The sequence below is a fragment of the Ruegeria sp. C10 genome (assembly GCF_056537805.1).
On sequence record NZ_JBQFSC010000003.1, the window covers coordinates 457919 to 481030 of the forward strand.

23 protein-coding genes and 1 tRNA gene are annotated in these 23112 nt (G+C 56.4%); 9 read left to right on the forward strand and 15 right to left on the reverse strand.

Annotated features, from left to right (window positions below; all coding sequences use genetic code 11):
- The first annotated feature begins 1 nt into the window (after nucleotide 1).
- Complete coding sequence (locus tag ACR0DE_RS16170; RefSeq protein WP_170396015.1) at nucleotides 2-754, forward strand: sulfotransferase-like domain-containing protein; 753 nt, start codon at nucleotides 2-4, stop codon at nucleotides 752-754.
- On the opposite strand, the gene ACR0DE_RS16175 is transcribed toward ACR0DE_RS16170, so the two are convergent.
- The gene (locus ACR0DE_RS16175; protein WP_480754246.1) at nucleotides 739-2262 is read right to left on the reverse strand and encodes a trimethylamine methyltransferase family protein; all 1524 of its coding nucleotides are present in this window, start codon (nucleotides 2260-2262) and stop codon (nucleotides 739-741) included. The genes ACR0DE_RS16170 and ACR0DE_RS16175 overlap by 16 nt on opposite strands.
- A 112-nt stretch (nucleotides 2263-2374) precedes the next feature.
- On the opposite strand from ACR0DE_RS16175, the gene ACR0DE_RS16180 reads away from it, so the two are divergent.
- Nucleotides 2375-3328: a LysR family transcriptional regulator gene (locus ACR0DE_RS16180; RefSeq protein WP_170396112.1), complete on the forward strand. Its 954-nt coding sequence runs from the start codon at nucleotides 2375-2377 to the stop codon at nucleotides 3326-3328.
- Nucleotides 3329-3556: 228 nt separating this feature from the next.
- On the opposite strand, the gene ACR0DE_RS16185 is transcribed toward ACR0DE_RS16180, so the two are convergent.
- Nucleotides 3557-4441: a hypothetical protein gene (locus ACR0DE_RS16185; protein ID WP_223117601.1), complete on the reverse strand. Its 885-nt coding sequence runs from the start codon at nucleotides 4439-4441 to the stop codon at nucleotides 3557-3559.
- 447 nt (nucleotides 4442-4888) lie between these two features.
- Complete coding sequence (locus tag ACR0DE_RS16190) at nucleotides 4889-5833, reverse strand: alpha/beta hydrolase (RefSeq protein ID WP_170566494.1); 945 nt, start codon at nucleotides 5831-5833, stop codon at nucleotides 4889-4891.
- Nucleotides 5834-5952: 119 nt separating this feature from the next.
- Here ACR0DE_RS16190 and ACR0DE_RS16195 point away from each other — a divergent pair, with 119 nt between their 5' ends.
- Entirely contained in the window at nucleotides 5953-6543 is a 591-nt protein-coding gene (locus ACR0DE_RS16195; protein ID WP_170566497.1) for a TetR/AcrR family transcriptional regulator, read from the forward strand.
- 536 nt (nucleotides 6544-7079) lie between these two features.
- Here ACR0DE_RS16195 and ACR0DE_RS16200 read toward each other — a convergent pair.
- Nucleotides 7080-7155 (reverse strand) — tRNA-Val (locus tag ACR0DE_RS16200).
- A 408-nt stretch (nucleotides 7156-7563) separates the two neighbouring features.
- Between ACR0DE_RS16200 and modA the strand changes: the two genes are divergently transcribed.
- Genes modA through modC form a run of 3 tightly spaced genes read left to right on the forward strand, consistent with a single transcriptional unit; the run spans nucleotide 7564 to nucleotide 10113 of the window.
- Nucleotides 7564-8328, forward strand: a complete 765-nt coding sequence (gene modA, locus ACR0DE_RS16205) for a molybdate ABC transporter substrate-binding protein (protein ID WP_170733630.1) — start codon at nucleotides 7564-7566, stop codon at nucleotides 8326-8328.
- Between the two features lie 4 nt (nucleotides 8329-8332).
- The gene (gene modB, locus ACR0DE_RS16210; protein WP_170423885.1) at nucleotides 8333-9025 is read left to right on the forward strand and encodes a molybdate ABC transporter permease subunit; all 693 of its coding nucleotides are present in this window, start codon (nucleotides 8333-8335) and stop codon (nucleotides 9023-9025) included.
- Entirely contained in the window at nucleotides 9022-10113 is a 1092-nt protein-coding gene (gene modC / locus ACR0DE_RS16215; protein WP_170396032.1) for a molybdenum ABC transporter ATP-binding protein, read from the forward strand. Before modB ends, modC begins: the two co-directional genes overlap by 4 nt.
- 3 nt (nucleotides 10114-10116) lie before the next feature.
- Here the strand turns inward: modC and ACR0DE_RS16220 are convergent, their stop codons facing one another.
- Nucleotides 10117-11040 (reverse strand): Hint domain-containing protein, encoded by a 924-nt coding sequence (locus tag ACR0DE_RS16220; protein WP_480754249.1) that lies wholly within the window; start codon nucleotides 11038-11040, stop codon nucleotides 10117-10119.
- Nucleotides 11037-11549, reverse strand: a complete 513-nt coding sequence (locus ACR0DE_RS16225; protein ID WP_170408881.1) for a toxin-activating lysine-acyltransferase — start codon at nucleotides 11547-11549, stop codon at nucleotides 11037-11039. Before ACR0DE_RS16225 ends, ACR0DE_RS16220 begins: the two co-directional genes overlap by 4 nt.
- Nucleotides 11550-11737: 188 nt before the next feature.
- Between ACR0DE_RS16225 and ACR0DE_RS16230 the strand changes: the two genes are divergently transcribed.
- Nucleotides 11738-12154: a hypothetical protein gene (locus ACR0DE_RS16230; RefSeq protein ID WP_170396038.1), complete on the forward strand. Its 417-nt coding sequence runs from the start codon at nucleotides 11738-11740 to the stop codon at nucleotides 12152-12154.
- A gap of 3 nt (nucleotides 12155-12157) precedes the next feature.
- On the opposite strand, the gene hemF is transcribed toward ACR0DE_RS16230, so the two are convergent.
- Genes hemF through clpS form a run of 4 tightly spaced genes read right to left on the reverse strand, consistent with a single transcriptional unit; the run spans nucleotide 12158 to nucleotide 15178 of the window.
- On the reverse strand, nucleotides 12158-13042 hold the full coding sequence (gene hemF, locus ACR0DE_RS16235) for an oxygen-dependent coproporphyrinogen oxidase (RefSeq protein WP_480754251.1): 885 nt from the start codon (nucleotides 13040-13042) through the stop codon (nucleotides 12158-12160).
- Nucleotides 13043-13047: 5 nt separating this feature from the next.
- Nucleotides 13048-13848 carry an SDR family NAD(P)-dependent oxidoreductase gene (locus ACR0DE_RS16240; RefSeq protein ID WP_170408883.1) on the reverse strand — a complete coding sequence of 267 codons (801 nt, stop codon included), beginning with the start codon at nucleotides 13846-13848 and terminating at the stop codon, nucleotides 13048-13050.
- 37 nt (nucleotides 13849-13885) lie between these two features.
- Entirely contained in the window at nucleotides 13886-14848 is a 963-nt protein-coding gene (locus tag ACR0DE_RS16245; RefSeq protein WP_480754254.1) for a class I SAM-dependent methyltransferase, read from the reverse strand.
- Nucleotides 14849-14857: 9 nt separating this feature from the next.
- Entirely contained in the window at nucleotides 14858-15178 is a 321-nt protein-coding gene (gene clpS / locus ACR0DE_RS16250) for an ATP-dependent Clp protease adapter ClpS (RefSeq protein WP_480754256.1), read from the reverse strand.
- A gap of 115 nt (nucleotides 15179-15293) precedes the next feature.
- Here clpS and ACR0DE_RS16255 point away from each other — a divergent pair, with 115 nt between their 5' ends.
- Both ACR0DE_RS16255 and ACR0DE_RS16260 read left to right on the forward strand, forming a co-directional pair.
- Nucleotides 15294-15995 carry an HAD family hydrolase gene (locus ACR0DE_RS16255; protein WP_480754258.1) on the forward strand — a complete coding sequence of 234 codons (702 nt, stop codon included), beginning with the start codon at nucleotides 15294-15296 and terminating at the stop codon, nucleotides 15993-15995.
- Between the two features lie 281 nt (nucleotides 15996-16276).
- Nucleotides 16277-17647: a D-alanyl-D-alanine carboxypeptidase family protein gene (locus ACR0DE_RS16260; protein ID WP_480754260.1), complete on the forward strand. Its 1371-nt coding sequence runs from the start codon at nucleotides 16277-16279 to the stop codon at nucleotides 17645-17647.
- 66 nt (nucleotides 17648-17713) lie between these two features.
- Here ACR0DE_RS16260 and ACR0DE_RS16265 read toward each other — a convergent pair whose 3' ends face one another.
- The 5 genes from ACR0DE_RS16265 to ACR0DE_RS16285 form a co-directional block, all read right to left on the reverse strand.
- Nucleotides 17714-18961 carry a hypothetical protein gene (locus ACR0DE_RS16265; protein ID WP_170514121.1) on the reverse strand — a complete coding sequence of 416 codons (1248 nt, stop codon included), beginning with the start codon at nucleotides 18959-18961 and terminating at the stop codon, nucleotides 17714-17716.
- 164 nt (nucleotides 18962-19125) lie between these two features.
- On the reverse strand, nucleotides 19126-19911 hold the full coding sequence (locus tag ACR0DE_RS16270; protein WP_480754263.1) for a hypothetical protein: 786 nt from the start codon (nucleotides 19909-19911) through the stop codon (nucleotides 19126-19128).
- Between the two features lie 206 nt (nucleotides 19912-20117).
- Nucleotides 20118-20879, reverse strand: a complete 762-nt coding sequence (locus tag ACR0DE_RS16275; RefSeq protein WP_480754265.1) for a LamB/YcsF family protein — start codon at nucleotides 20877-20879, stop codon at nucleotides 20118-20120.
- 12 nt (nucleotides 20880-20891) lie between these two features.
- Nucleotides 20892-21887, reverse strand: coding sequence for a 5-oxoprolinase subunit C family protein (locus tag ACR0DE_RS16280; RefSeq protein ID WP_480754267.1), 996 nt, complete (start codon nucleotides 21885-21887; stop codon nucleotides 20892-20894).
- Nucleotides 21884-22633 carry a 5-oxoprolinase subunit B family protein gene (locus ACR0DE_RS16285; RefSeq protein ID WP_480754269.1) on the reverse strand — a complete coding sequence of 250 codons (750 nt, stop codon included), beginning with the start codon at nucleotides 22631-22633 and terminating at the stop codon, nucleotides 21884-21886. Before ACR0DE_RS16285 ends, ACR0DE_RS16280 begins: the two co-directional genes overlap by 4 nt.
- Between the last annotated feature and the right edge of the window lie 479 nt (nucleotides 22634-23112).

Consider the following 23112-nt stretch of genomic DNA (forward strand, 5'->3'; position numbering starts at 1 on the left):
CATGACTATACATGCTTTGTGGTGCCACCCACGCTCGGTTTCGACGGCGTTTGAACGGATCATGCGCGAGCGTGGTGATCTGTCGGTCCTGCACGAACCGTTCATGTACCACCACTACCTTACGACCAAGGATCGGCTTTTTCCGGGTTTCACTCCGGAACCGGGACATCCGGTGACCTACGATGAAATTCGCGCCATGATCCGCAAGACCGCGCAGGGTGGTCTGGTTTTCTTCAAGGACATGGCATACTACGTCGCCGACAGACTGCCCCGCGATGCAGGGTTTGCGGGCGAAATGACCCACGCCTTTTTGGTGCGCAATCCCATCGAAGCCGCGCTTTCCTACGCAAAGCGCGATCCTGAGTTTACGCAGTTGGAGTTGGGACATGAGGCGCAATGCAGGCTTTACAGCGCGTTGACCGAGCTGGGCCATAGCCCGTTGGTGATTACTGCAGATCAGTTGCGCAATGATCCGCAGACCACGTTGCGCCGCTACTGGGCACATGTGGGGCTTACGTTTCTGGACCATGCGTTCACGTGGAACGATGCTGTGCCGGATGGATGGGGTTCGGTTCAAAGCTGGCATACCGAAGTGCTGCAAAGCGGGGCGATCAAGGCGCCTGAAGCGGTCGACTTCCAAGCAGAGCTTCACCAGCTCGGAGAACCCTATACCGACATAGCTGCGCATCACGTACCGTTCTACGAGCGGATGTGTGAGATTGCAGAAAGCCAGGCCCATCAGAAGTATTCCTGATCTGGTTTTTCGGCTTTGCGGGCGGCGATGTAGTCCTTGAGAGCTGCATCAATGTCTCGGTCGAGGCCGGGGTCCTCATACCCTGCTAGTCGTTCCTTCCAAATGACGTTGGCCCGCACGGCCGCATCCTGTTCACCTGCCGCGTGCCATTGCTCGAACGAGTTATCGTCGGGTGTCCACGGGCGAAAGAGCGCAGTCATGAAGTTGGCTTGCGTATGTTCAGACCCAAGGAAATGTTGCCCCGGCCCTGTTGTGGCAATAGCCTCCATCGCCTGAGCATTTTCGCTCATATCGATCCCGTCAAAAAAGCGTCCGATCTTGCCGCACAGATCATGATCAATCACGGTTTTTTCGAACGAGGTCACCAACCCCCCTTCGAGCCAGCCGGTCGCATGGTTGATCAAGTTGGCACCGGCAAACATCGACATCATCAGACCCCACGCGGCCTCTTGCTGGCTCTGCGCATCGGACAGTTTGGACGAACTTAGTGTGCCAACAGTGTGCAGGGGCACCCCGAGCCTGCGCGCAAGTTGCCCCGCGGCGAGAACCATCAACCCGGCCTCAGGTGTGCCAAAAGTTGGCGCGCCGGATTTCATCGACATGGTCGAGGCGAAGCTGCCCATCAGACAAGGCGTGCCGGGGTTCACCAGTTGGGTTAACGTCATTGTCGCCATGGATTCGGCCAGCACTTGCGCAAGCGTGCCGGCCACGGTCGCGGGTGACATCGCCCCAGTCAGCACCCAGGGCGTGCAGGCGACGGGCTGGCCCGCGCGGGCATAGGTTTTCAGCGCGCCAGACATATGGCTGTCCATCACCAAAGGCGCATTGGTGTTAGACACGCAGTATAACGCGGGCTTCTCTGAGATGTCGCCAAAAACAATGCGTGCCATGTCAATTGCATGGCCCGCCCGTTCAGCACCGATAAAGGCACCCATAAACGCGCGGTCAGAGTGGCGGATATGAGCGTAGAGCATATCCAGATGGCGCTTGTTGGCGGGCAGATCAACAGGTTCACAAACCACACCGCCCGAATGATGCAGCCATGGCAGTGTGTGGTGTAGCTTTACCAGATTGTTGAAGTCTTCATGGCTCGCATAACGCCGGCCGCGATCCAGATCATGCACAAAAGGCGGACCCCAGGACGGGCACAAAACCGTCGCATCGCCGCCAAGCTGGACAGTGTTTTTGGGGTTGCGGGCATGCTGTATGAACTGGCTTGGCGCGGTTGCCATGATGGTCCGGCGGCAAAAGCCGGGCGCGAACCGTACCCGTGTGCCGTCTACATCGCACCCTGCATCCGCAAAAATCAGGAGGATCTCAGGATCGTCTTGAAATTCCATACCCGTCTCAGAAAGGATGGTGTCGGCATTTGCCTCAATCTGCTCAAGCCCGGCATCGCTGAGGACACCGAAGGTTGAAAGCTTGCGCAAAATGAATGGCGCACGCGCGTCGTTCGGTGAGCGTTGCTTTGCCGTTTTTTTGCGGCGAGAGGTGCGTATGCGAGACATGTGATAACGATGCCGCAGCGATTGACCAAACCCAAGAAAATCTAAATAGTATTAGAAATTCTTATACTAAGGATGAGCCGTGCTTGATCGCTATAAAATGTCACCCAGTCTTATGCGCTCGCTTGAGGTGTTCCTTGCGGTAGCAGAAACAGGTCAAATGCGGGCTGGAGCGAGCCTGCTGAGTCTGTCACAACCCGCCGCATCTCAGCACATTTCCGCGTTGGAAAAGGCGTTCGGCACGACGCTACTGGACCGCAGCACGCGACCCGCAAAACTGACATACGCTGGTGCACGACTGCACGGCAAAGCGCAAAAGATACTTGATGCTTTGTCGGATATGGAAACCGAGTTGCGCCATGTCGGTGGCCAGTCCCTGACGCTGCTAAGGGTGGGCATTCAAGCCTCCGTTGCAACAACCCTTACACCGCCATTGATCGATCTTGCGCAAAAGATGTTCAACGTCGAAGATATCACATTGCACGCCGGGCAAAGCGGTAACCATGAGCATCTCTTGCGCACCAAGCAGGCGGACCTGGCAATTACATCAAACCCTTTTTTGGACATGGACGGGCTAGAACGGCATCACATTTTGACCGAAAAATACCTCTTGGTTCTTCCTGAAGCATACAACGGACCAACTGAAAGCCTGGAAGCAATCCAGACAAGGCTGCCTCTTGTACGTTTCGGGGATACGACCAATGCAGGACGCCAGATTGCCCAACACCTGCGACGACTGCGCTTCGAGCCTGACAAAGTCATACAGGCAGATCGCTCCAGCATGGTGACTTCCTGCGTTTCGACAGGACAGGGTTTTAGCCTTTTGACCCCGACGCTGTTGATCGATGGTCTCGTTGAAAACATGGCTTTGCGATTGCAAGAATTGCCTGTTTCGGGTTTGTCGCGCACGTTGACGGTCGTTGCGAGGAAAGAGGAGTTGCAAGGCTTGCCAGCGGCCGTAGCGGAGTTGTGCAAACAAAGGCTAGCAGAGCGAATAACTCTCCACATGGGTAATATCGGAGTTAACAGTGTGGAGCTCGAGCGGTCTAGTAGCTCAGTCTATAGTTGAATGGCGGTTGGCTAAATCGCCTGACTTCAAGACAAAATAACAGAAGCAGACATTCCGTCCGCAAAGTTGGAGATGGGGTTGTCCGAATTGCGGTCGTTTTCGGCGACTTGCTTGTACGTCCACTTTGCGGACATTGCTGCCATTCACTGTTTTGGACCCAGCAGGAGCGAAGGCCCAAACCGGACCAAGATGCGCGTGAACGGCGTAAGCCGACCTACACAGGGCTCATTAGGGGCCGCCTGATGTTTCTGCGTATTCGTTAAGCACGTCCCAGACAATTTCTTGCATCCATGCCGCCTGCACCTTGTCCGGCCCGCCCTGCGTCAGCATCGTTGGCGGCAAGCCACGCGGATCGCCGTCGTAGATCACCGCGAAATGTGCCAGTGCGATGAGATAGTTACCCATCTTGTTGGGGTGAATGCTATCTGAAAAAAGGTCGTGAATATCATTGAGCCCCGGGGCTGTGCCTGATGCAATTTCGTCATAAGCGCGAGCCATAATCAGAGGGCCAGGGATCATGTCCATTTCAGGCATCCCATCGGGCCGGTTTGCGTTGACGTGATCAAGAATGCTTTGCCACCGCACCATCTCCAGCGGCAGTCGTTCGCGAAATGTCAAATGACCTTCAGGGTCGTTGTGGCGATTTTCAAAACCCGAACCGCTTTCGATATCGACCCAGCTTGCATAGAGCACAGACCGAGCGCCATCACCATTCGCGCCATGCTCCCACGCATGGCTCGCCCAATGCAAAGCCCAGTGTTTGCTGTCATGATGGTCCATTGTGTTTGTCAGTGCGACACGTTCGGTGATTGCTAGAACGTCGTAACGGGCCATCACCTCAGGCTGACGGATATCCGGGTTACTCGCATTTTCCCATCGCCACTCCATCGGACTGCCCGGAATTGTAGCCTTGTCCAGTTTGCCGCCACGCATACTGGTTACACGTACCATGATCTCAAGCGGACCGATGACGCCATCGGTGAGGCTATGACCTGATTGTACGACGCGTAGCGCCGGTAGCCGCTCAGAGGCCGCAGCGCCAATCCCGAACGCCATACTTGCAAAGCTTGCCAGCACTAGTGCCTTGACCCGGTTGCTTCGATGTAAATTCATGTCAATCCTGAAAGGTTATTCCTAGGAGTGTACAAAATATATGGCTGTGTGCACAAACGCGTTAGGCTCTGAGCGCATCACAAGTGAGAGTCTTGAGGGTTTTCGGATCAAAATCATGCGGCCTGACTGCGTGAGTGCGCGGGCTCAAATTGGCCATTTCTGACAACTTTCGAAATGTGTAAAGTTGGCCTAGTTTTTGCTGTCCCTGCTTAGGTGCATCTAGCTAACCAAGGTTGGCTTGAAGAGTATAGCAGCTGCCAAAACACTGCGACTAGCCGACGTAGGCTCATTTCGCTGCGAAAGACCGCTTTTCTGCCTTTAACAGCCAATGCTGCGTCTTAGCCTGATGTCTGCTTTGAGCCCTAAGCGGCCATTGCAGAACCTCGATCTAACTTCCGCTTGTCGGCAAGGAGGCAGAGACCACTGTATGACCTCTGCCTCATCACTTCATCTATTGAAGAACTCTGCTACAGCGTCCGTCGACGCCTTTACTGCCTCGGGCTTGTAGTAGAAGTCCACATGAGAGAACTCATCAAACGCCAACTCCTCATGTTCATTCGTCAGCTTCGCGACAAACTGCGTGGAGCACGGCGCTGTAAAGGCCGTGCTGCTGTAGATGGTTAGGGACGGCTGCACGATCTTATCGGCATAAGCCTCTCCAATGGAAATCAGAGACTGCATGCCCTGATCGCCGATATGCATGTTGGTATAGGTCGGAACCGCAACCGGGCCTTTGACTCCATCGCGTCCGTAGTAGTCATAGGATTCTCCGGCCATCGGGTTGACACCCGATCCAACAAATTCTTCTCGGGTTTGCTCATCATTTAGCCCAAATGGTTCGACATAATCCGGCTCGCCGGTTTCATACATCTTCTGCATCGAGGCGTTCGAGGCCGCGATTTGCTGATTGACCATATCGCGGTCGGTCCATTGAAAACCATCAGCCGCCATCATGCCCGACACCATGGCGATCTTCTTGATGCGATGATCGGTCACGGCGGCGGATGCGATGATCGAGCCGCCTTGGCAAACACCCAGACCGTAAATCTCGTCAACGAACGGTAGAGTGCCGAGGTAAGACACGGCGTCCCAGGTGTTTTCGATCAGCCGGAACATGTAGCGGGATTGCTTGTACTCTCCGGGCAGCGCAGGGGACGAGCCCATGCCGAGGTAATCGAAACCGAGGTAGATGAAACCCCGCGCGGCCATTTCCGGCCCGTAAGTAGCCGGGATCTGATCTTTGACCTGCGGGAACGGGCTGGCCCCCACGATGGCCTTGTAGGTCTTGGTCTCATCAAAGCCTTCGGGCAGGTAGAGATCGCCCGCCAAATCCACGCCAAAGGATTTGAAGGTGACTTCGTTTTTGCCCGCTGTGAGATTTTGAGTTGTCATGGTCTTGGTCCTTTCGGGATCAGGCAGCATTGCGCCTTGCTAAAGTAAATCGTTGAGTTTACTTATGGTGAGGCAAGTGTTTTTGTAAACACTTCTTTTTACTTTTTGAGGTAGAAATCTTGAAACGTACTGAAAAAAAACGAAAAGATATCATCGATGCGGCCATCGATGAGTTCAAAGAGCAGGGGTTTCTGGGGGCAAAGACCACTTCAATCGCCAAAAAAGCGAACGTATCGAGTCGCACGCTCTACAATCACTTCGAGAGCAAGGAGGCTCTCTTTGAGGCGATCTCACAGATCATGCTGGAGCAGAACCGGAGCATGGAGCCAGTGCCTTATGATCCGGATCGAGACTTCGTTGAGCAACTGAAGAACGCCTTGTGGCGCTACATTGGGGTGATCACCGATGAGACCGCCATCGGATTGAACCGGATGGTCATCTCAGAATTGATCCGTGACCTTGAACGTTCCCGGCAATTCTTCACTGAAACGGCAACACATGATTACCCAATAACGAGGCTGATCAGCGAAGCCATGGATGCAGGCGTGATCCGAAAGGCTGATCCGGTTCTTGCGACCAACCAGCTTCTGGCGCTTGTAAAAAACTTCTTCTTCTGGCCAGAGTTCTTCCTTGGTGAGAACCCAACGCCGAAAGACGTACTGGACGATTGTGTCGCGATGTTTCTAAAGCACTACAAAGCGGACGTTTAAACGGCCATCACGAAGAGCAGGAAAGTCCGCAGGACTGACGTTCGGCATAAGCTAAGGGAATGTCGGCTTCGCCTTTTTCCTTGAATACTCGATATCGGTGCGGGTTGAGCAAATTCGCAACCAGCCTTGTGCAAAGAAAACAGGTTCTAGCCCGCACGGGCGAGGCTTACGCCCCGCCCTTTGCTAGGGTGTCCCGCTTCCAAAGAGGTTGCAGGTTGCTGTAACCGCAAAGTTCGGTGAGGTGCTCCAAAGACCGAGCAGCCGAAAGCCCATAGATCGGTCGGTGTGATCAATCCAGTATAGCCTAATCTCATTCCCAAAGGTCTCTCCCGAGGAAATCATTTTGATTTTCCATTGGACCGATCCAAAGAAGCTGTTTCCTCCAAGGCAGTTAAGTGCGTACCCTTTACCTCTAAGGAACAATCCTCTGGGTAGTCCAACACGGTTTTGAAGTTTCGATTCCCGTGCATTCATCCTCAAATAGTCTCCAAGTTCTCGTTACAAGACCCTGAGTAAACCATTGAAAATGAAGGGAATGGTGGGTGATGAGAGACTCGAACTCCCGACATCTTCGGTGTAAACGAAGCGCTCTACCAACTGAGCTAATCACCCGTGAGGGCTCATGTAGCTAAGCCCGTGCGTGGGTGCAAGAGGGTATGGCACAATTTCTTTTGCAAAATTGCGCAAGGTTTCAGATCAGCGTTTAGGCAACTGGGCGCGGTTACCAATCGAGCAAACTCATGTGTCATATCGTGGTTGAATAGCGAAATGCGGATATCGCTGTTCAGGCGAGGCGGATCAGACACGTTGTTTAGCGATTGAGCGCTCTACCTCGGGAGTTTCCGGTTTTAGAGAAGCGCGACAGCATATTGATCTTGGGTTGGGCGATTCTCGTTTTCCACCGAATTCTGAGTTCAATATGGGCCGTAGCTTTGGTTGTAAGGCCAAAGGGCCTTGCCTGCCACGTGTTGCCTCCGATATGCCCAGAGGGATTGCAACCCTCTGATCCGGAGGCAAAGAATGACGGGCGCCTGTCGCTGTCTGATCGCAGCTTTGGCCTTCTGCGCGATACTCGCTGTCCCGGTTCGGGCCGAGGGCGTGCTGGTTTTTGCCGCCGCCAGCCTCAAGACCGCACTGGACGTGATTGCCAGAAGTTATGAGGCTGAGACCGGGCAAGAGGTGACGGTGTCGTACGCGGCCTCCTCGGTGCTGGCACGGCAGATACAAGCGGGGGCGCCCGCCGATCTGTTCATTTCCGCCAACGAGGATTGGATGGACGTGCTGCAGGATCAGGGCCTGATCGATACCGCTTCACGTATTGAGTTGCTGGGTAACGGGCTGGTTTTGATTGGTGCGCCGGGGGCTGACACGGCCGAGATTGAGGCGGGGTTTGACCTGAGCACCCGTCTAGGCAGTGGGTATCTGGCCATGGCTTTGGTCGATGCGGTGCCTGCGGGCATCTATGGCAAGGCCGCGTTACAGGGTCTGGGACTTTGGGGCGATGTTCAGGACCAGATCGCCCAGACGGACAATGTACGCGCCGCGCTGGCGCTGGTTGCGACGGGGGCGGCGCCTTTGGGCATTGTCTATCGCTCGGACGCTGTGGCTGATGAGCGGGTCGGGGTCATCGGTGTCATCCCGGCAGATATCCACCCAAAAATTGTGTATCCAGCAGCCCTGACTTCTACTGCAGAACCTACGGCGCACGCGCTTTTGACCTATTTGCAAGGCAATTCCGCACGGGCCGAATTTGTGAGGCAGGGGTTCTCCCTGCCCGAAGGTTAGTACGATGGGATGGTTGGGCCCGGCAGAGATGGAGGCATTGCGCCTGTCGCTGCGCGTATCGTTCTGGGCAACGCTGATCACGTTGCCATTTGGGATTTTCATTGCCTATGCGCTTGCGCGCTGGCGGTTTCCGGGGCGCCAGTTGCTGAATGGTCTGGTTCATCTGCCTCTGATCCTGCCGCCGGTGGTGACCGGCTATCTGCTGCTGCTGACCTTTGGGATTCAGGGGCCGTTGGGCGCGCCTTTGGCCGAGCTTGGGATCGTTTTTGCTTTCCGATGGACTGGCGCTGCGCTGGCTGCCGGGATCATGGCTTTTCCGCTGATGGTGCGCGCGATCCGGTTGTCGATCGAGGCGGTAGACCCAAAACTGGAACAGGCAGGCGCCACTTTGGGGGCGTCGCGTCTGCTGGTCTTTGGAACGGTGACGCTGCCAATGATCCTGCCTGGGGTCATTGCGGGCGCGATCCTGGCGTTTGCCAAGGCGATGGGAGAGTTCGGTGCCACGATCACCTTTGTTTCGAACATACCCGGTCAGACGCAGACGTTGCCCTCGGCAGTCTATGCGTTCTTGCAGGTTCCAGGGGGTGAGGCGGCGGCGACTCGGTTGGTGATCATCTCTATCATCGTCGCCATGGGCGCGCTTTTGCTGTCGGAATATGTGGGCCGTCGTGTGGCCAAACGCGTGGCCGGATCATGAGCCTGTCCGTCCGCCTGCAACACCAGCTGCCCGGGATGAAGCTGGACCTCGATTTCGACGCACCTTCCGGTGTAACGGTTCTGTTTGGGCGTTCTGGTTCGGGAAAGACGACGGTGGTGAATGCAGTCGCGGGGCTACTGAGACCCGAGGCCGGGCGGGTCGCGGTTGGCGATTGGGTGTTGTTCGACACGGATCGCGGTGCGTGGCTGCCGCCACATAGACGGCGCTTGGGCTATATCTTTCAGGAAGGCCGTCTGTTCCCGCATCTGACCGTACGCCAGAACCTGAATTATGGTCGCTGGTTTGCACCGCGCGGGGCACGACGCGAAAACCCGGATCGGGTGATCGAGATGTTGGGTGTTGGCCATCTGCTGGACCGCCGCCCAGCGATGCTATCGGGGGGTGAGAAACAGCGCGTCGCCATTGGCCGCGCCCTGCTGGCCAGCCCGCGCCTGATCCTTGCGGATGAGCCTCTGGCCGCGCTCGACGACGCGCGAAAGGCTGAAATCCTGCCCTATTTCGAACGGTTGCGGGACGAGGTATCGGTCCCGATACTTTATGTGACCCATTCGGCGGCCGAGGTTGCCCGGCTTGCAACGTCCGTGGTCGCGCTGCAGGACGGGCGTGTCGTGCGGCATGGTCCCGCGTCCGATGTTCTGTCGGACCCATCCGTGGCCCCTGCAGGCGTGCGCGCGGTGGGGGCCGTTCTGCGGGTCCGTGTTACGGCGCATCACGACGATGGCCTGTCCGAACTTGATGCCGGTGGCGCTCGTCTTTACCTGCCTCGGATTGCCCATCAAATCGGCGAAGAGCTGCGTATTCGTATTCCGGCGCAAGAGGTGATCCTGTCCAATAGACCACCCGAGGGTCTTTCAGCCTTGAATGTGTTGTCGGGGCAGGTCGAGGCGATCCGGGCAGGTGAGGGGCCCGGTGCAATCGTGTCGGTCAAAACAACTGCGGGTGTTGTGCTGGCGCGCGTGACCCGACGCTCGGTCGCGGCGCTGGGTTTGCAGCAGGGCAGTACATGCTATGCGGTGATCAAGACCGTCGCGCTGGCTCCACAGGATGTCGGTGGGCGGGTTGTCTAGGACCTAGGCAAGCGCACGCGCCTCATGTTCGCGCAGGATCAGCCGCGCAGCAAGGCCGAAGCCGATATGTTCGTCCGAGGCGCGCTCGGGGAATATCTCGGCGAGTTCCTGGAGCGCGTCAGAAGACAGCGTGTGGAGGGTTTCTTCACCCAGAAACAGGCTTTCGGCCTGAGCTCCTTCGGCAAACAAAATCTCGTGCCTGTCAAGCAGGATATGCAGGTATTCGACCGGCTCATCACCGGTATCAATATCTATTCCCGGCCACGAGCACAGATGTTTGGCGGCGACCAACACTTCGGGCGCGCCAAACAGCATCTCGACCTTGGGGCCGCGGATCAGGAGGCGATGCTGTTGAGACACCAGCAAATCGCGGGATGGAACACCGGGTCCCAGACTGCCTGCGGTCACACGCACCGGGCGCATCGCAGGATTTGCGCGCAACCGCTCGGGCGACATGGTGCTGCTTTCGATCCAGCGGATCGGCTGTATTCCGTGATCGGCAGTCAACACGTCGTCATCCACGCGCAGGGTCTCAATGGCGCGCTGGCCTTCCGCCGTTTCAATCAGAGTGCCTGCGGTATAGCAAACGCCTTCGATAGTGATATCAATGATCTGGGTCTGGGTTCCACTGAAGGTGAAGAAACCATTGGCGAAATTGGCGGTGACCGTCACCTCGAACGAGTCCAATTGGATTTCTCCGTCATCGAGGCTATCGAAGAAGGCCGGGTCGACGGTGTAGGTCCACGTACCGTTCGCATCTATTGAGGCGGTGCCGAAATCCGGTTGATCGGAGATTGCCCAGGTGGCCCCGGTGAAGGTCCCGAAATCCGATGTTGCGGTGACATCGAGGTCACCCGAGGCGACATTCGGAGGAAAGCCGGTCACGTCGCCCGTGATATCGCCCGATATGGTTACAACCGAAGTCATCCGTTTTCCTGCTCGAGCGTTCTGGCGAATTCGGCATCGCGGTAAAGGCGCATATGCACCTGTTGCTGGTCATCGCGTGTCCATTCGACGATACGTTTTGTGGATAGGTCGCTGCTGAGGCGATTGGTGCGCACGCGTGGGTGCGGGATGTCCCGTTTCAGCATGTCGACGATCTGACGAGTTTGGCCGAAGGGTGCCACCATATCGATGATCCAGAAGGATGAGCCACTGGCGAAATCGACATCTCTCAGCGGCTCTTCCTTCACCGCATAGCGATATTCGGCTTCCGGGCTGAGACCGGCAAATGTCACGAATCCGCGCGGAAAGCCGTTTTGGCGGAAGATGTGATACTGGCCCAATCTCAGCGGCGTTTCGAACGCATAGAGAACCTGTGCCAAACTGCGGTTACGATGCGTTTTGGTCAGGGCAGCCAGATAAAATAACGCACCGAAGTCGGCGTATTTTTCACCGGAAAGATCGAACCAGTCTTTGGGAAATGACTTTTCCACGGGCCACTCTGGAAACTGCTGATGCAGAGATCATAGCGCACCACATATTCAAAGAAAGAATTTTCACTCAAGCTGATGTGTTACGGGTTGAGTTAGACCTGAGGCCCGGTTTGACTATATTGATTCGTATAGGCTGGTTGGTCCCACGTCGTCTCAGCCGTGATCGCGTTTTTTATAGGGTGTTTTATATGCGTTTTCTTACATGCCTCTCTTTGACAGCCATCATACTGGCCCCCACCATTGCGCAGTCTCAGGGCGTTGGTTTTGGCTATAAACTAAGACCGCAGTTCAGAACCCAGATCACGCCGCTAAAGGATGGAACCTACGAAGTGAAGCCCGTCGGCGGGTCCTCGGCTGCGGTCACCTATTGGTGTGGAATTGGGGATTATGCAGTTCGCACATTGGGAGTTTCAAACTCGCAGCGGATTTATGTTTCCAAAGCTTACGAGAAAGGTGTTCGCACAGTGCAGTTTTCGCTAACTCCACCGCCCGGCGCGGATACCAATCCGGGATATTCTTTGACCGTCAACAGGGTGGGTGAGAACCTGTCCGCCGCTTCGGCGCAAAACTACTGCTTTGATAATTCCATCGATATGGGGTTTTAGCGGTCAGACCCATTTGGCCAAGGGCGGCAGACTCATCAGAACAGCATCGGGGTCGTGCCCGGTTTCCAGACCAAACTTGGTGCCCCGGTCATAGACCAGATTGTATTCGGCATAGAGCCCACGATGCACCAGCTGGGTGTTTTTGTCCGCGTCGTCAAAGCTTTGCACCCGGCGTATTTCGACCAGAGGCAGAAAGGCGGGCAGGAAGGCGCGACCGATGTCCTGCGTCAGCGCAAAATCCGCCTGCCAGTCGCCGGTGCAATAGTCATCCATGAAGATCCCGCCGACACCCCGAGCGCGCTTTCGGTGGGGGATATAAAAATACTCGTCAGCCCAATCTTTGAGACGCGGGTAGTGGCTGGGTCCGTGCGGGTCGAGATGCGCTTTTTGGGTGGCGTGGAAATGGGCAGTGTCGTCGTCATATTCGATGCAGGGATTCAGGTCGGAGCCGCCGCCGAACCACCAGGCATGTGGAGTCCAGAACATCCGGGTGTTCATATGGACCGCAGGCACATGCGGGTTCTGCATATGGGCCACAAGGCTGATGCCCGAAGCCCAGAACCGAGGGTCGTCCTTCATCCCCGGAATACCCTTGCGTGCGGCCATCGCGTTTTGCGCGCGCTCACCCAGCGTACCAAAGACGGTTGAGACATTGACGCCCACCTTCTCGAACACGCGGCCCCCGCGCATCACCGACATCAGCCCGCCGCCCGCGTCGGAGCCATCGTCAGACTGCCGTTTAGTTTCTTTGACTTCGAACCTTCCCGGCTGAGAATCCGAGAAGGGGCCTGAGGTGTGGCTGTCTTCCAACGCTTCGAAGGCGGTTACGATGTCATCTCGCAACTGGCGGAACCAGGCAGAGGCGGTGGCTTTTTCTTTATCGATCATTGGGATCAGTGGGCCGGGGCTGCGACAGGGTCCAGCAGGGTGCGGCCTCCGTCAATGGTTAGAATTTGGCCTGTCATGAAGCCCGCAGCGTCCGACGCGAGAAATTGCGCGGTTTCGACCAGTTCGTTCGGAGCGGCAATCCGGGAAAGCGGAGTATGTTTTTCGATGTCGTCCCGGAAATCTCGGTTTTCTTTCAGCGTTGACTGCAATGAAGCGCTCATGACCGATCCTAGTGCGATGGAGTTTACGCGAATGCGGCTGGGCGCAAGTGCAACCGCCAACGAACGGGTCATCTGATCCAGCGCAGCGGTCGAAACGGAATAGGCCATCAGATCGGGATGGGTGCGGCGTGCGGCAATCGAGGACAGGTTGATGATTGACCCGGCAGGGTTCTCATCGTCTCCATCAGCCTGTTTGATAAATCGCTTAGCCACTAGTTGGCTCAGTCGCAGCGCGGGCATCAGGTTCTGGTTCAGCAATGTGCGCACGGAATCGTCATCGGTGTCCAGCGGGTCCGACGGGATCACCTGCCGCGCACCATTGATCAGGATATCAACCTGATCAAACGCATCCAGCGTGGCCGAAAGCAGATTGGCGATGGTCAACTTTTCACGCAGGTCACCGGCGAAATAACGGATGTTGCTGTCATCCGCCTGTTCGCCCAGCTCATCGGACAGGCGCTTTTCATCCATATCGGCGAACATGACATTGGCGCCTGCATCGGCAAAGTGCCGTCCGATGGCCAGTCCGATGCCGTTGGCACCCCCGGTGACGATTGCGGTCTTGCCCGCGATGGAAAAGGACATGCGAATCCTCCTGAGTTCTGGCGCAGGTTAGCGGGCCTCAGCCCCGAGGGCGAGAGGCATGGAACACCTTGAAGCGGTTGTCTCCTGCCACTTCGTCAACACGGGCGAAAGCCTCGGCCAGCGTTGCCTCGTAAGGCAGGTGGCGATTGGCGACCATCCAGAGTTGACCGTTGCGGGTGAGGTTGCGTGCAGCACTGGTGATAAAGCCCTGGCCCAATGTCGGGTCGGCGCTGCGCGAGGTGTGAAAGGGCGGATTCATGATCACCATGTCCAGCGGCTCGGGCGCGGTCCAGGTGGTGGCGTCGGCCCAATGGAACTGCGCGCGGGGGTCAGTGACATTGGCGCGGGCACAGGTGAGGGCGGTGTGGTCGGCCTCAACCAAGTGCAGACTGTGCAAGGTGTCGTCGATCAGTTTGGCGGACAGAAACCCCCAGCCTGCGCCCAGATCAGCGATGCGCGCGCCGCGCTTGGTTGGCAGAGATTTCAGCAGCAGGGCCGAGGCAGGATCGACACCATCGGCGGAGAACACACCGGGCGCGGTATGGAATCCGTCAACCATTTGGTTTTCAGGCGCAGCCCAGTCGGCAAAGGCATCCGCATCAGACTGAAACCAGAAAATCTTGCCATGCGCTTTCGAAATCGGCCCGTTGATTGCTACGCGCTTGCGGATGTCTTTCAGCAAACTGTCGACGCCATCGGTTTTGGCCCCGTCCACCACAATGATCCCGCTGGCGCGGCTGCAAGCCTGATGAACCAACGCCCGGGCCAGCGCCTTGGCGCGCGGCAGAATGACGACTGCATCCTGGCAGGGCGCGTCACTGTCAGGCGTTGCCACAAAGCCCTGCGCGGCAAAATGATCGTGGAACGGTTTGAACGGCTGCACCACCTGCGCCTCGTGCGGCAGGTTCGACAGATCGTGGTCCGGGGTTGGTGCCAACACAGTCAGCGGCTGCGACAGGCTGAGCCCGCTGTTCAGGGCTAGATCAAGGCGAGGAGACATGGCCGCGCGTTATTCTTCGCGTTCCATGGTGCATTGCAGCGGGTGCTGATGCCTGCGCGCGAAATCCATCACTTGCCCGACCTTGGTCTCGGCAATCTCATGGCTGAACACGCCAACCACGGCGACGCCTTTCTTGTGCACCGTCAGCATGATTTCGAACGCCTGCGCATGGGTCATGCCGAAGAACCGTTCCAGCACATGCACCACGAACTCCATCGGCGTGTAATCGTCATTCAACAACAGCACCTTATACAGCGGAGGCCGCTTGGTCTTGGGGCGCGTTTGCACCAGGACAGACGTGTCGTCGTCCTCGTTGTCTTTTTCAGACATGATCCACTGGTGTTTGCGCATTGCTGTAAGAGAATCTCGATTTACACTACGAATTGTTTCCCGGCTTATATAACGTCACGGTGGCCAGAGGAAAGAGCAACCGGACGGAAATGCGATGCGGGACAAGCTGACAACAATCGGGTTCGATGCAGACGATACCCTTTGGCATAACGAGCGTTTCTTCCAGCTGACTCAGGCATATTTTGCCGAATTGCTCGCCGATCACGCCGATCACGATCACCTGATGGAACGTCTACTTGCCGCCGAAAAGCGCAACATCCAGCACTATGGGTATGGCATCAAGGGCTTTACCCTGTCGATGATCGAGACAGCGATTGAGGTGACGGAAGATCGCGTACCGGCGCGCGTCATCCGCCAACTTGTTGAAGCGGGGCAGGAGATGCTGGCACATCCCATCGAACTGCTCCCCCATGCGCGCGAGGCCATCGAGGCGGTGGCCGAGACGCATAAGGTTCTGCTGATCACCAAGGGCGACCTGATCGATCAGGAGCGTAAGCTGGCGCAATCCGGATTGGGTGAGCTGTTCGATGGCGTCGAGATCTTGAGTGAAAAAACGGCGGCGACCTATGCGATGATTTTTGACCAGTACGGTGATGGACCCGACGCTTCGATGATGATCGGAAACTCGATGCGTTCTGACGTGGTGGCCCCAATCGAAGCCGGGTGCTGGGGCGTGCATGTCCCGCACGGGTTGGTATGGGAGGTCGAGCAGGCCGAGGTCCCAACTTCCAACCCACGGTTCCGCGAGTTGAAGGATTTGGGTGATCTTTCAGCTTTGATTGATCAGATTTCCTGACCTGTTGCCGTTTGACATCAGTCACAAAAAATTCGATGACACGGCTTGCCTGAAATTCGGCACAATCGCCGGTATGGTGTCCGGGCGCGCATGAAGCACCATATGTAGCGTGAATCTGATCGTGCATATGATCCACTCAAACGCAGCTTTCAGTTTCTTTAAACCCGTCCCTGTGTTAGCCTGAGGAATATCAAAATAAAAATTGCTGACCGGGAAAACCCGGCGGCGCGAGGCAGACAGAGGCAAAGATCGTGCAGATTCGGCGGACAGTTCCGGCCCGAATGGGCTTATTACTTATAGCATTTCTGTGGCTGCTTTCATTTGCACCACTTCAGGGCATGGCGGCCCCTTACGCGGCCATGGTGATCGACGCACGCACCGGAGAAGTGCTGCATTCCCGCAATGCCGACACGCGGTTGCATCCGGCATCTCTGACCAAGATGATGACGCTGTATATTGCGTTTGAGGCCGTGCGGAATGGTGAGATCACGTTGGACACTCAGGTGCGCATCACCAAGGCTGCAGCGGCTGAGCCGCCCTCGAAGCTGGGTTTGCGCACTGGGCAGCGAATCGCGTTTCGCTATCTGATCCGGGCGGCGGCGGTGAAATCCGCCAATGACGCGGCAACCGCGATCGGCATCGCCCTCAGCGGGTCCGAGGCGGCGTTTGCTCGTCGCATGACCCGCACCGCCAAAGCGATGGGGATGAGCCGGACCACCTTCAAGAATGCCCATGGTTTGACCGAGTCGGGGCATTTGTCGACCGCGCGGGATATGACCACGCTGGGCCGTCATCTGCTGTATGATTACCCGCAGTACTACAATCTGTTCTCGCGCCAATCGACGAATGCCGGGATCAAGACTGTACCGAACACCAACCGCCGCCTTTTGGCAGCCTATCGGGGCGCCGATGGGATCAAGACCGGCTATACCCGCGCTGCAGGGTTTAATCTGGTTGCTTCGGCCAAGCGCAAGGATGAACGTATCATCGCGACCGTCTTCGGTGGCAAATCAGGTGCATCGCGCAACGCCCGGGTGGCCGAGCTTTTGGATATGGGTTTCCGCCGTGCCCCCTCGCGTGCGCCAATCCGTAAGCCCGCCCGCCCGGCCTATGCAGGGAATGCAGGTCTGGGTAGCGCACAAGTGGTCGCCCAAGCGGGCCCGCCGAAAAAGAGCCTGCGCCCGGTGTTGCGCCCGGTGGCGAGCGAAACGGTTCAGGTCGCGGGGTCGGTCGCCGCAACGGCTGAAAAAGACAACACCCGGATTCAGGACGGTATCGCTGCTGCGATTGCAGCAGCAGACATAGCACCGTCGGATGGCGCCAAGCCTTCCGAAAACGTGGTGCTGGCCTCGGTCGAATCGGCCAAACAGCCCGAGCCTGAACCCGAAGTTGTGACCCGCTTGTCCACATCCGGCGGTCACCTTTGGGGCGTCAATGTTGGCCGCTACACCACACGGTATGAGGCCGAGAAGGTTCTGTTGAAAACTGCGCTGTCGGAAATGACCACTTTGGAAGGCACTTTGCGTAAGGTGAACCAAAGCTCGCGTGGGTTTGACGCGACATTTCAGGGCATGACCCGCGAGCAGGCTGATCTGGCCTGTCGTCGGTTACAGGCGCGCAATGTCACGTGTTTCATGATCGGGCCGTCATAAGACCCGGCATTCTCTCCTGGATGGGCCTGGGCTGCGATGATCTCGCAGCCCATTTTTTATGGCAAATCAATCGAAGACGTGGCCGTGCTTATACTGTTCATCTTGCCCGGCCGCCGCAGTTAAGGCTGCAACGTTATCCTTGGTGAAGAAACCGTCGTAGTGATGACAACGTTCGATGTATTCGGTGATCAGCAGCGTGTGTTTCGAGTGCTTTGAGAAGATCTGTTTCAGGTTCGGATCATCTTTGCATTCCCCGACCACATGGGCCAGGAACGGAACGCCCTTGTCTTTAAGAGTGTTGACCACGAAATCGACATTTTTCTCACCCGCGCCATGGTCGCCGTCCTGGATTTCAACCGCCATGTGGTGCAAGCGTCGTCCGAAATTACGCACGAAATCCTCGGTTGGCATCGGCAATTGCTCGAAAGAGTTCACGAATGAAGGCGTGTTGTTTGCAGTAAAGACTTTGGCAGGGGATTTCTTGTCGTCATCCACATTGGCATTGCGATTCACATTGGTCGACGAGTTCATGTCGAAGATGTTGTACGCCCCCCAGAAGTAATAAGGCACCATGGTCAGAAATTCGAGGATTGCGTCCTCACGTTCCCCGGCCAGAATGCGTGTCGCCAGATGGTCGATCCCCAGCATCAGTGGTGAGATATTGCTTTCGGTCCCAAAAGCGGCGGCCTGATCCAGCTTGACCTGTTCCGCATCACTCAACAGCACACGGTCACCCAGTCCCAGACTGTCTGTGTCGTTGAAATCCAGCGTGGAATAGCCGACGCGATTGCACGTGAAATCCGATGGCGTCGTAAAGCGGTATCCTTCCAGCGTGTAGAACGGATTTTCGGTGTCCCCAGAATATTCGAACCGAATATTCTGATCCTCCAGCGTTCCAGTCAGCGCCTTCAGGTCGGTGGCACCGTAAATCTCACCTACATATCGCGTCTGCGGCTTACCGCGCGCTAGCGGGTACATACGATTGATACGCGGGATGAAATCCTCGAATGCCGGGCTGAGCGGAGCCATCAGGATCAGCGCAGGATAATCGGCATGTGAATGCATCACCGAGAACTTGTGTGTCTGTCCCAAATAGCTGGCGGTGTGGCGATAGGGGGTCATCACATAAAGCTCGACCAGCGTGTCAAACAGCGCATCTGTCTCGACCTGAATGACAATGGCCCGCATCGCACCGACTTGATCCGCAATGCCCGAGCTGATGCGGCGCTCGTAAATCCTGGGAAGATATTCGGTGAAGAAGTCCGAGTTCTTCTTGTCGCCCCTTGGCTGGTAGGACATCAGATCAAAAGACATAGGCTCACCTCCTTGCGGCGCGTTGCTTGGATTTGTGGTAGTCAGATCATGCACTTGCCGCGATGCTAGGCGCAAAGCTTTGCTTGGGCAACAGCCTGTTCAGAGAAGCATCAGATGGAATGCTTGGTTTACACGTGCGAATGTGAACTTCGGGTCGGGCACGCCTAATCGGCAGTAATCCCGTACTTGAAGGCTAAGTCGCCAAGAACTGTGCCTTTCTGTGGTCCGTTTGCGTGAAAGAAACGTCTCACATTGGCCTGATAGAAATGCGTCACACAGGTTTTGGGAGTCGATACGTCGCCTATCGATATCCCTTCAGAGAAAAGCATGTAGCCTTTGGTGTTCCCAATCGGATTGAAAACCTCGTGGCTGAAGGCTTTATCGATATTATCGGATTTCTGGAAAACATGATTAAGAAGATCGGGCCCGAATGTAGTCTGTCTGCTGGTCACAATTTCGCGGCGTTCGCGGCCAGAGAATTGTCTTGCCTTTTTGGCGCGGCGCGGTGGAACCCAATCGGGAATAGCCTCGGGGTCCAGAGCAATCTCAAGCAGTTCTGACAATTCCTGAGACTCCGAGGGGACTCGCAGAACATTGTTGTTCAATAGCTTCGATTCCGCGTCCGTCCTGGCAAGAATGATATCCGTATCCGGCAGGGGCTGAAGCGCCACGCAATCGCAATCTGCCCAGATATAATTAGTGTCCCGCATTAGAATGAGCCTGAATATGTCGGATGCCACACGAGGAGTCGTGCCAAGCTTGGTCAGAATCTGCGAATCCAAAACCTCCCGATAGTCTCGGAGCGGAAGGTCGCTCTCGGTTTCGCGCAGCGACTCCTCGCAGAACAGTTCTACGGGATGCCCGATTTCCTGAAATGTTTTGATCGCGACTTTGTTGAACCATGGCAGTTCATTGCCAAGCCACAGAAATCCAACTGTTTTCACCGCCACCTCGATCGAAGATTTAATGCATCCGGGACATTCAGGGAATGTTGGTCAACATTAGTAGCCATGTTCGCGGGGGCAAGTAAGAACGCACTTTCTGAATGAAATACCATGCTTGTGCATCTAAACACGGCCATTGAAGCTGAGATATATCCGAGCAGGCGAATGATCGATCAAGGATAAGCGCAGTTTCAGGTAAATAACATGACGCTCTAACGGATGAATTTTGTGACCTCGACTCCGCCCGCGATCAGGTTCTCGCGCACCGAGAGCGCGATCTGAACTGCCGTCGGGCCATCACCATGCAGGCAGATCGTATCGATTGAGGTCTCAAGGCGTTTGCCGGATTTGGTGATGATGGCGCCTTCCTTCACCATTTCCAGAATACGTGGTCCGGCCAGCGCCGGATCATGGATCACGGCTCCCGGCAGTGACCGATCCACCAAAGTGCCATCGTCGTTATAGGCACGGTCGGCAAAAATCTCGCCCACCCATTTGCAGCCCAGCTCGCGCACCGCTTCTTCTTGTTTGGTGACCGCCAGCACCATGATGATGATGTCCGGGTCCACGTCCAATGCACCCTGATAACAGGCCCGCGCCATATCGATATCGACCGAACACATGTTGGCCAGCGCCCCGTGCAATTTCAGGTGCCGTACTTCAGTGCCCACCGCCTTGGCCATGCCGATTGCCGATCCCAGTTGATAGCGTACCAGATTGCGCAAACTGTCATGGGGCACTTTCATGTTTCGACGCCCAAATCCCTGCAGATCAGGAAAACCGGGATGCGCACCGATGCCCACACCGTTCTGGGCTGCCAGAGCCATGGTCTTGGCCATCACATCAGGGTCACCCGCATGAAAGCCACAGGCAATATTGGCCGAGGTGATGATCTTCAGAAGGCTTTCATCATCACCCATCTTCCACGGGCCAAAGCTTTCGCCCATATCGGCATTCAGATCGACGCTCGGCATCGCAATAACTCCTTATTCGGTGGCAGAGATCATTCCGCTGATCAGTTGGTAGGACAGGAGGTCCGGGATGTCATGCGGATCGCGGACCAATGGTTCAACACGGGCGGGCAGGCGGGCAAGGTCGGCCTTAAATGCGGCTTGCAGCGTGATGGCTTGTTCCAGTGTTACGAATTCGAAGCGCACCTCGCCTCCCGCCGGGGTCTGTGCAGCGCGGGGCAGATCACAGGGCAGAACGGTTGCGATGCGCGGATAACCTCCGGTGGTCTGGCACTCGGGCAGTAGGATGAAGGGCGCACCGGTGCCGGTCATCTGTATATCGCCGGGAGTTATGACTTCGGACAGTATGTTCAACTGACCCTTTGCCGCGAAGCCGTTACCGTCGCTATCCAGCTGCATGCCCATCCGGTTGGCTCGGGCACCGCGGCGGAATGTCGTTTGCGTAAACCGTGCCAGCGTCTCGTCATCGAACAGTGCGGTTTGAAAGCTGGCCACAACCCGCAACGTCCCACCCGAAAACCGATCCTCCGAACGCAGTTTCAGGCCGGTCTTGCCGGTTTCCGTCGAAGGCAGGTGATCACCCGCTTGAACGGCGCGCCCGATCCTTGCGGTCAGATGGGCCGCGCGTGAGCCCAGAGTCATGTCGGTCCCGATCCCGCCACCCAGATTCAGATACCCGTAACTGCCCTGCAGCACCGACCCGACTACCAGCCGCTGCCCAGCCTCCATCTGATGCGAGGCATTCCACAAGACGGGGCTGCCATCGATACTGGCCTGCATCGGTGCGCCGGTCACCGCGATGGCGGTTGGTGCGGTTGCCTCAAACTCACCACCCATCCCCGCCATTTCGAGGGCGGCGCTCGTTGGGGTGTTACCAAGCAACGCGGCCCCTTCATAAAGCGCCGCTATATCTGCGGCACCCGAACGCGACAGGCCTTGATCCAGATACCCGGTGCGCCCTTGATCCTGAACCGTGCAAGCTGGGCCGATGCGATGGACGATCAGCGTCATGTCGTGATCTCCTCGCAACTCGCACCACCAGAGCCATCAGTGCAGGTTGTACGGATATCCTCAAGCTCCTCGCGCGAGACTGAGATGAACTGCATCTCATCACCGGGGTTGAGGGCAAAACTTTTCTCCATGTCCGGACGAAAGCAACGAAACGCGGTTTGTCCAACATGACGCCATCCGGTTGGGGTTGGCCCCGAGAACAGGACAAATTGCGAAATTGCCAAAACCAAGGCCCCTTCAGGTACCATCGGCGTCAGCTCTTTCAGGCGTGGAATGTTGAATTCGGGTCCGAGTGGCCCGAGATAAGGTTGGCCCGGCGCAAATCCGATGGTTAAAACCCGCACACGCGATTGGCTGAGACGATCAATAGCGTCCGCTGGTGACAACCCTGCTGCCAATGCCGCGTCTTCTAGCTGTGGCGCAAGATCGGAACCGTAGACCGTCGGCACTTTCCAGAATCGTCGCCCCGCAGGCAAAGGTGCAGCGTACCAATCGCGACTGACCAGCATAGCCCGCAGCAACTCTTCGATGTCATGATGCGACAGGCTTAATGGATCAAACCTTATAAATGCAGATGCCAGCGAGGCCGAAGTCTCAAGCACGCCGTCAATCTGCTGCGCCTCGACTGCGCCCCGAAACGCCAGGGCGGCGCGGTTGGACGGCTCGGACATGGTTTGCGCAAAGGTCACCAACAGACCGTCAAATCCAACGGTTCGCAGCAAGGGAAACTTAATGTCATTCGTCATATCAAGGTCACAGGCGTATCGGGTTTGCTTTGAAAAGACCTGAGCCTATCCATAGACAATGCGCAAGGCCCTGTAAGGCCAACTTGCATTGCGCCTGGCGGCGCCGATATCGGGTGCGATTCCGGGATTGGAAATGAATCGCTGATTGCCGTCGAGTCGGTATGGTCTTGTGGGTGACTGTAGTGTTCTCACTATATGTTGGGTTTGAACCAACAAGCACTGAAACCTAGGCGGTATATCTGGTGTGCTTGAAGGATGATTTTCGCCGATTTCTATGAGGTGAGTGCCGCTCAACTATTTGAAACTATTGCTTAAAAAATGAATTTGAAGTTTTTTGCGATATTCTTGAATTTTCCACTTGCGCGTTGAATGCGTAAGGCATAGAACGCCCTTCACCGGCGCTGCTGAGGTGCTGGGACGCGGTGGAAGCTGCGGAGACGCTCGGGAGAGACTGGGGGCATCTGAGGTTTTTGATTGGG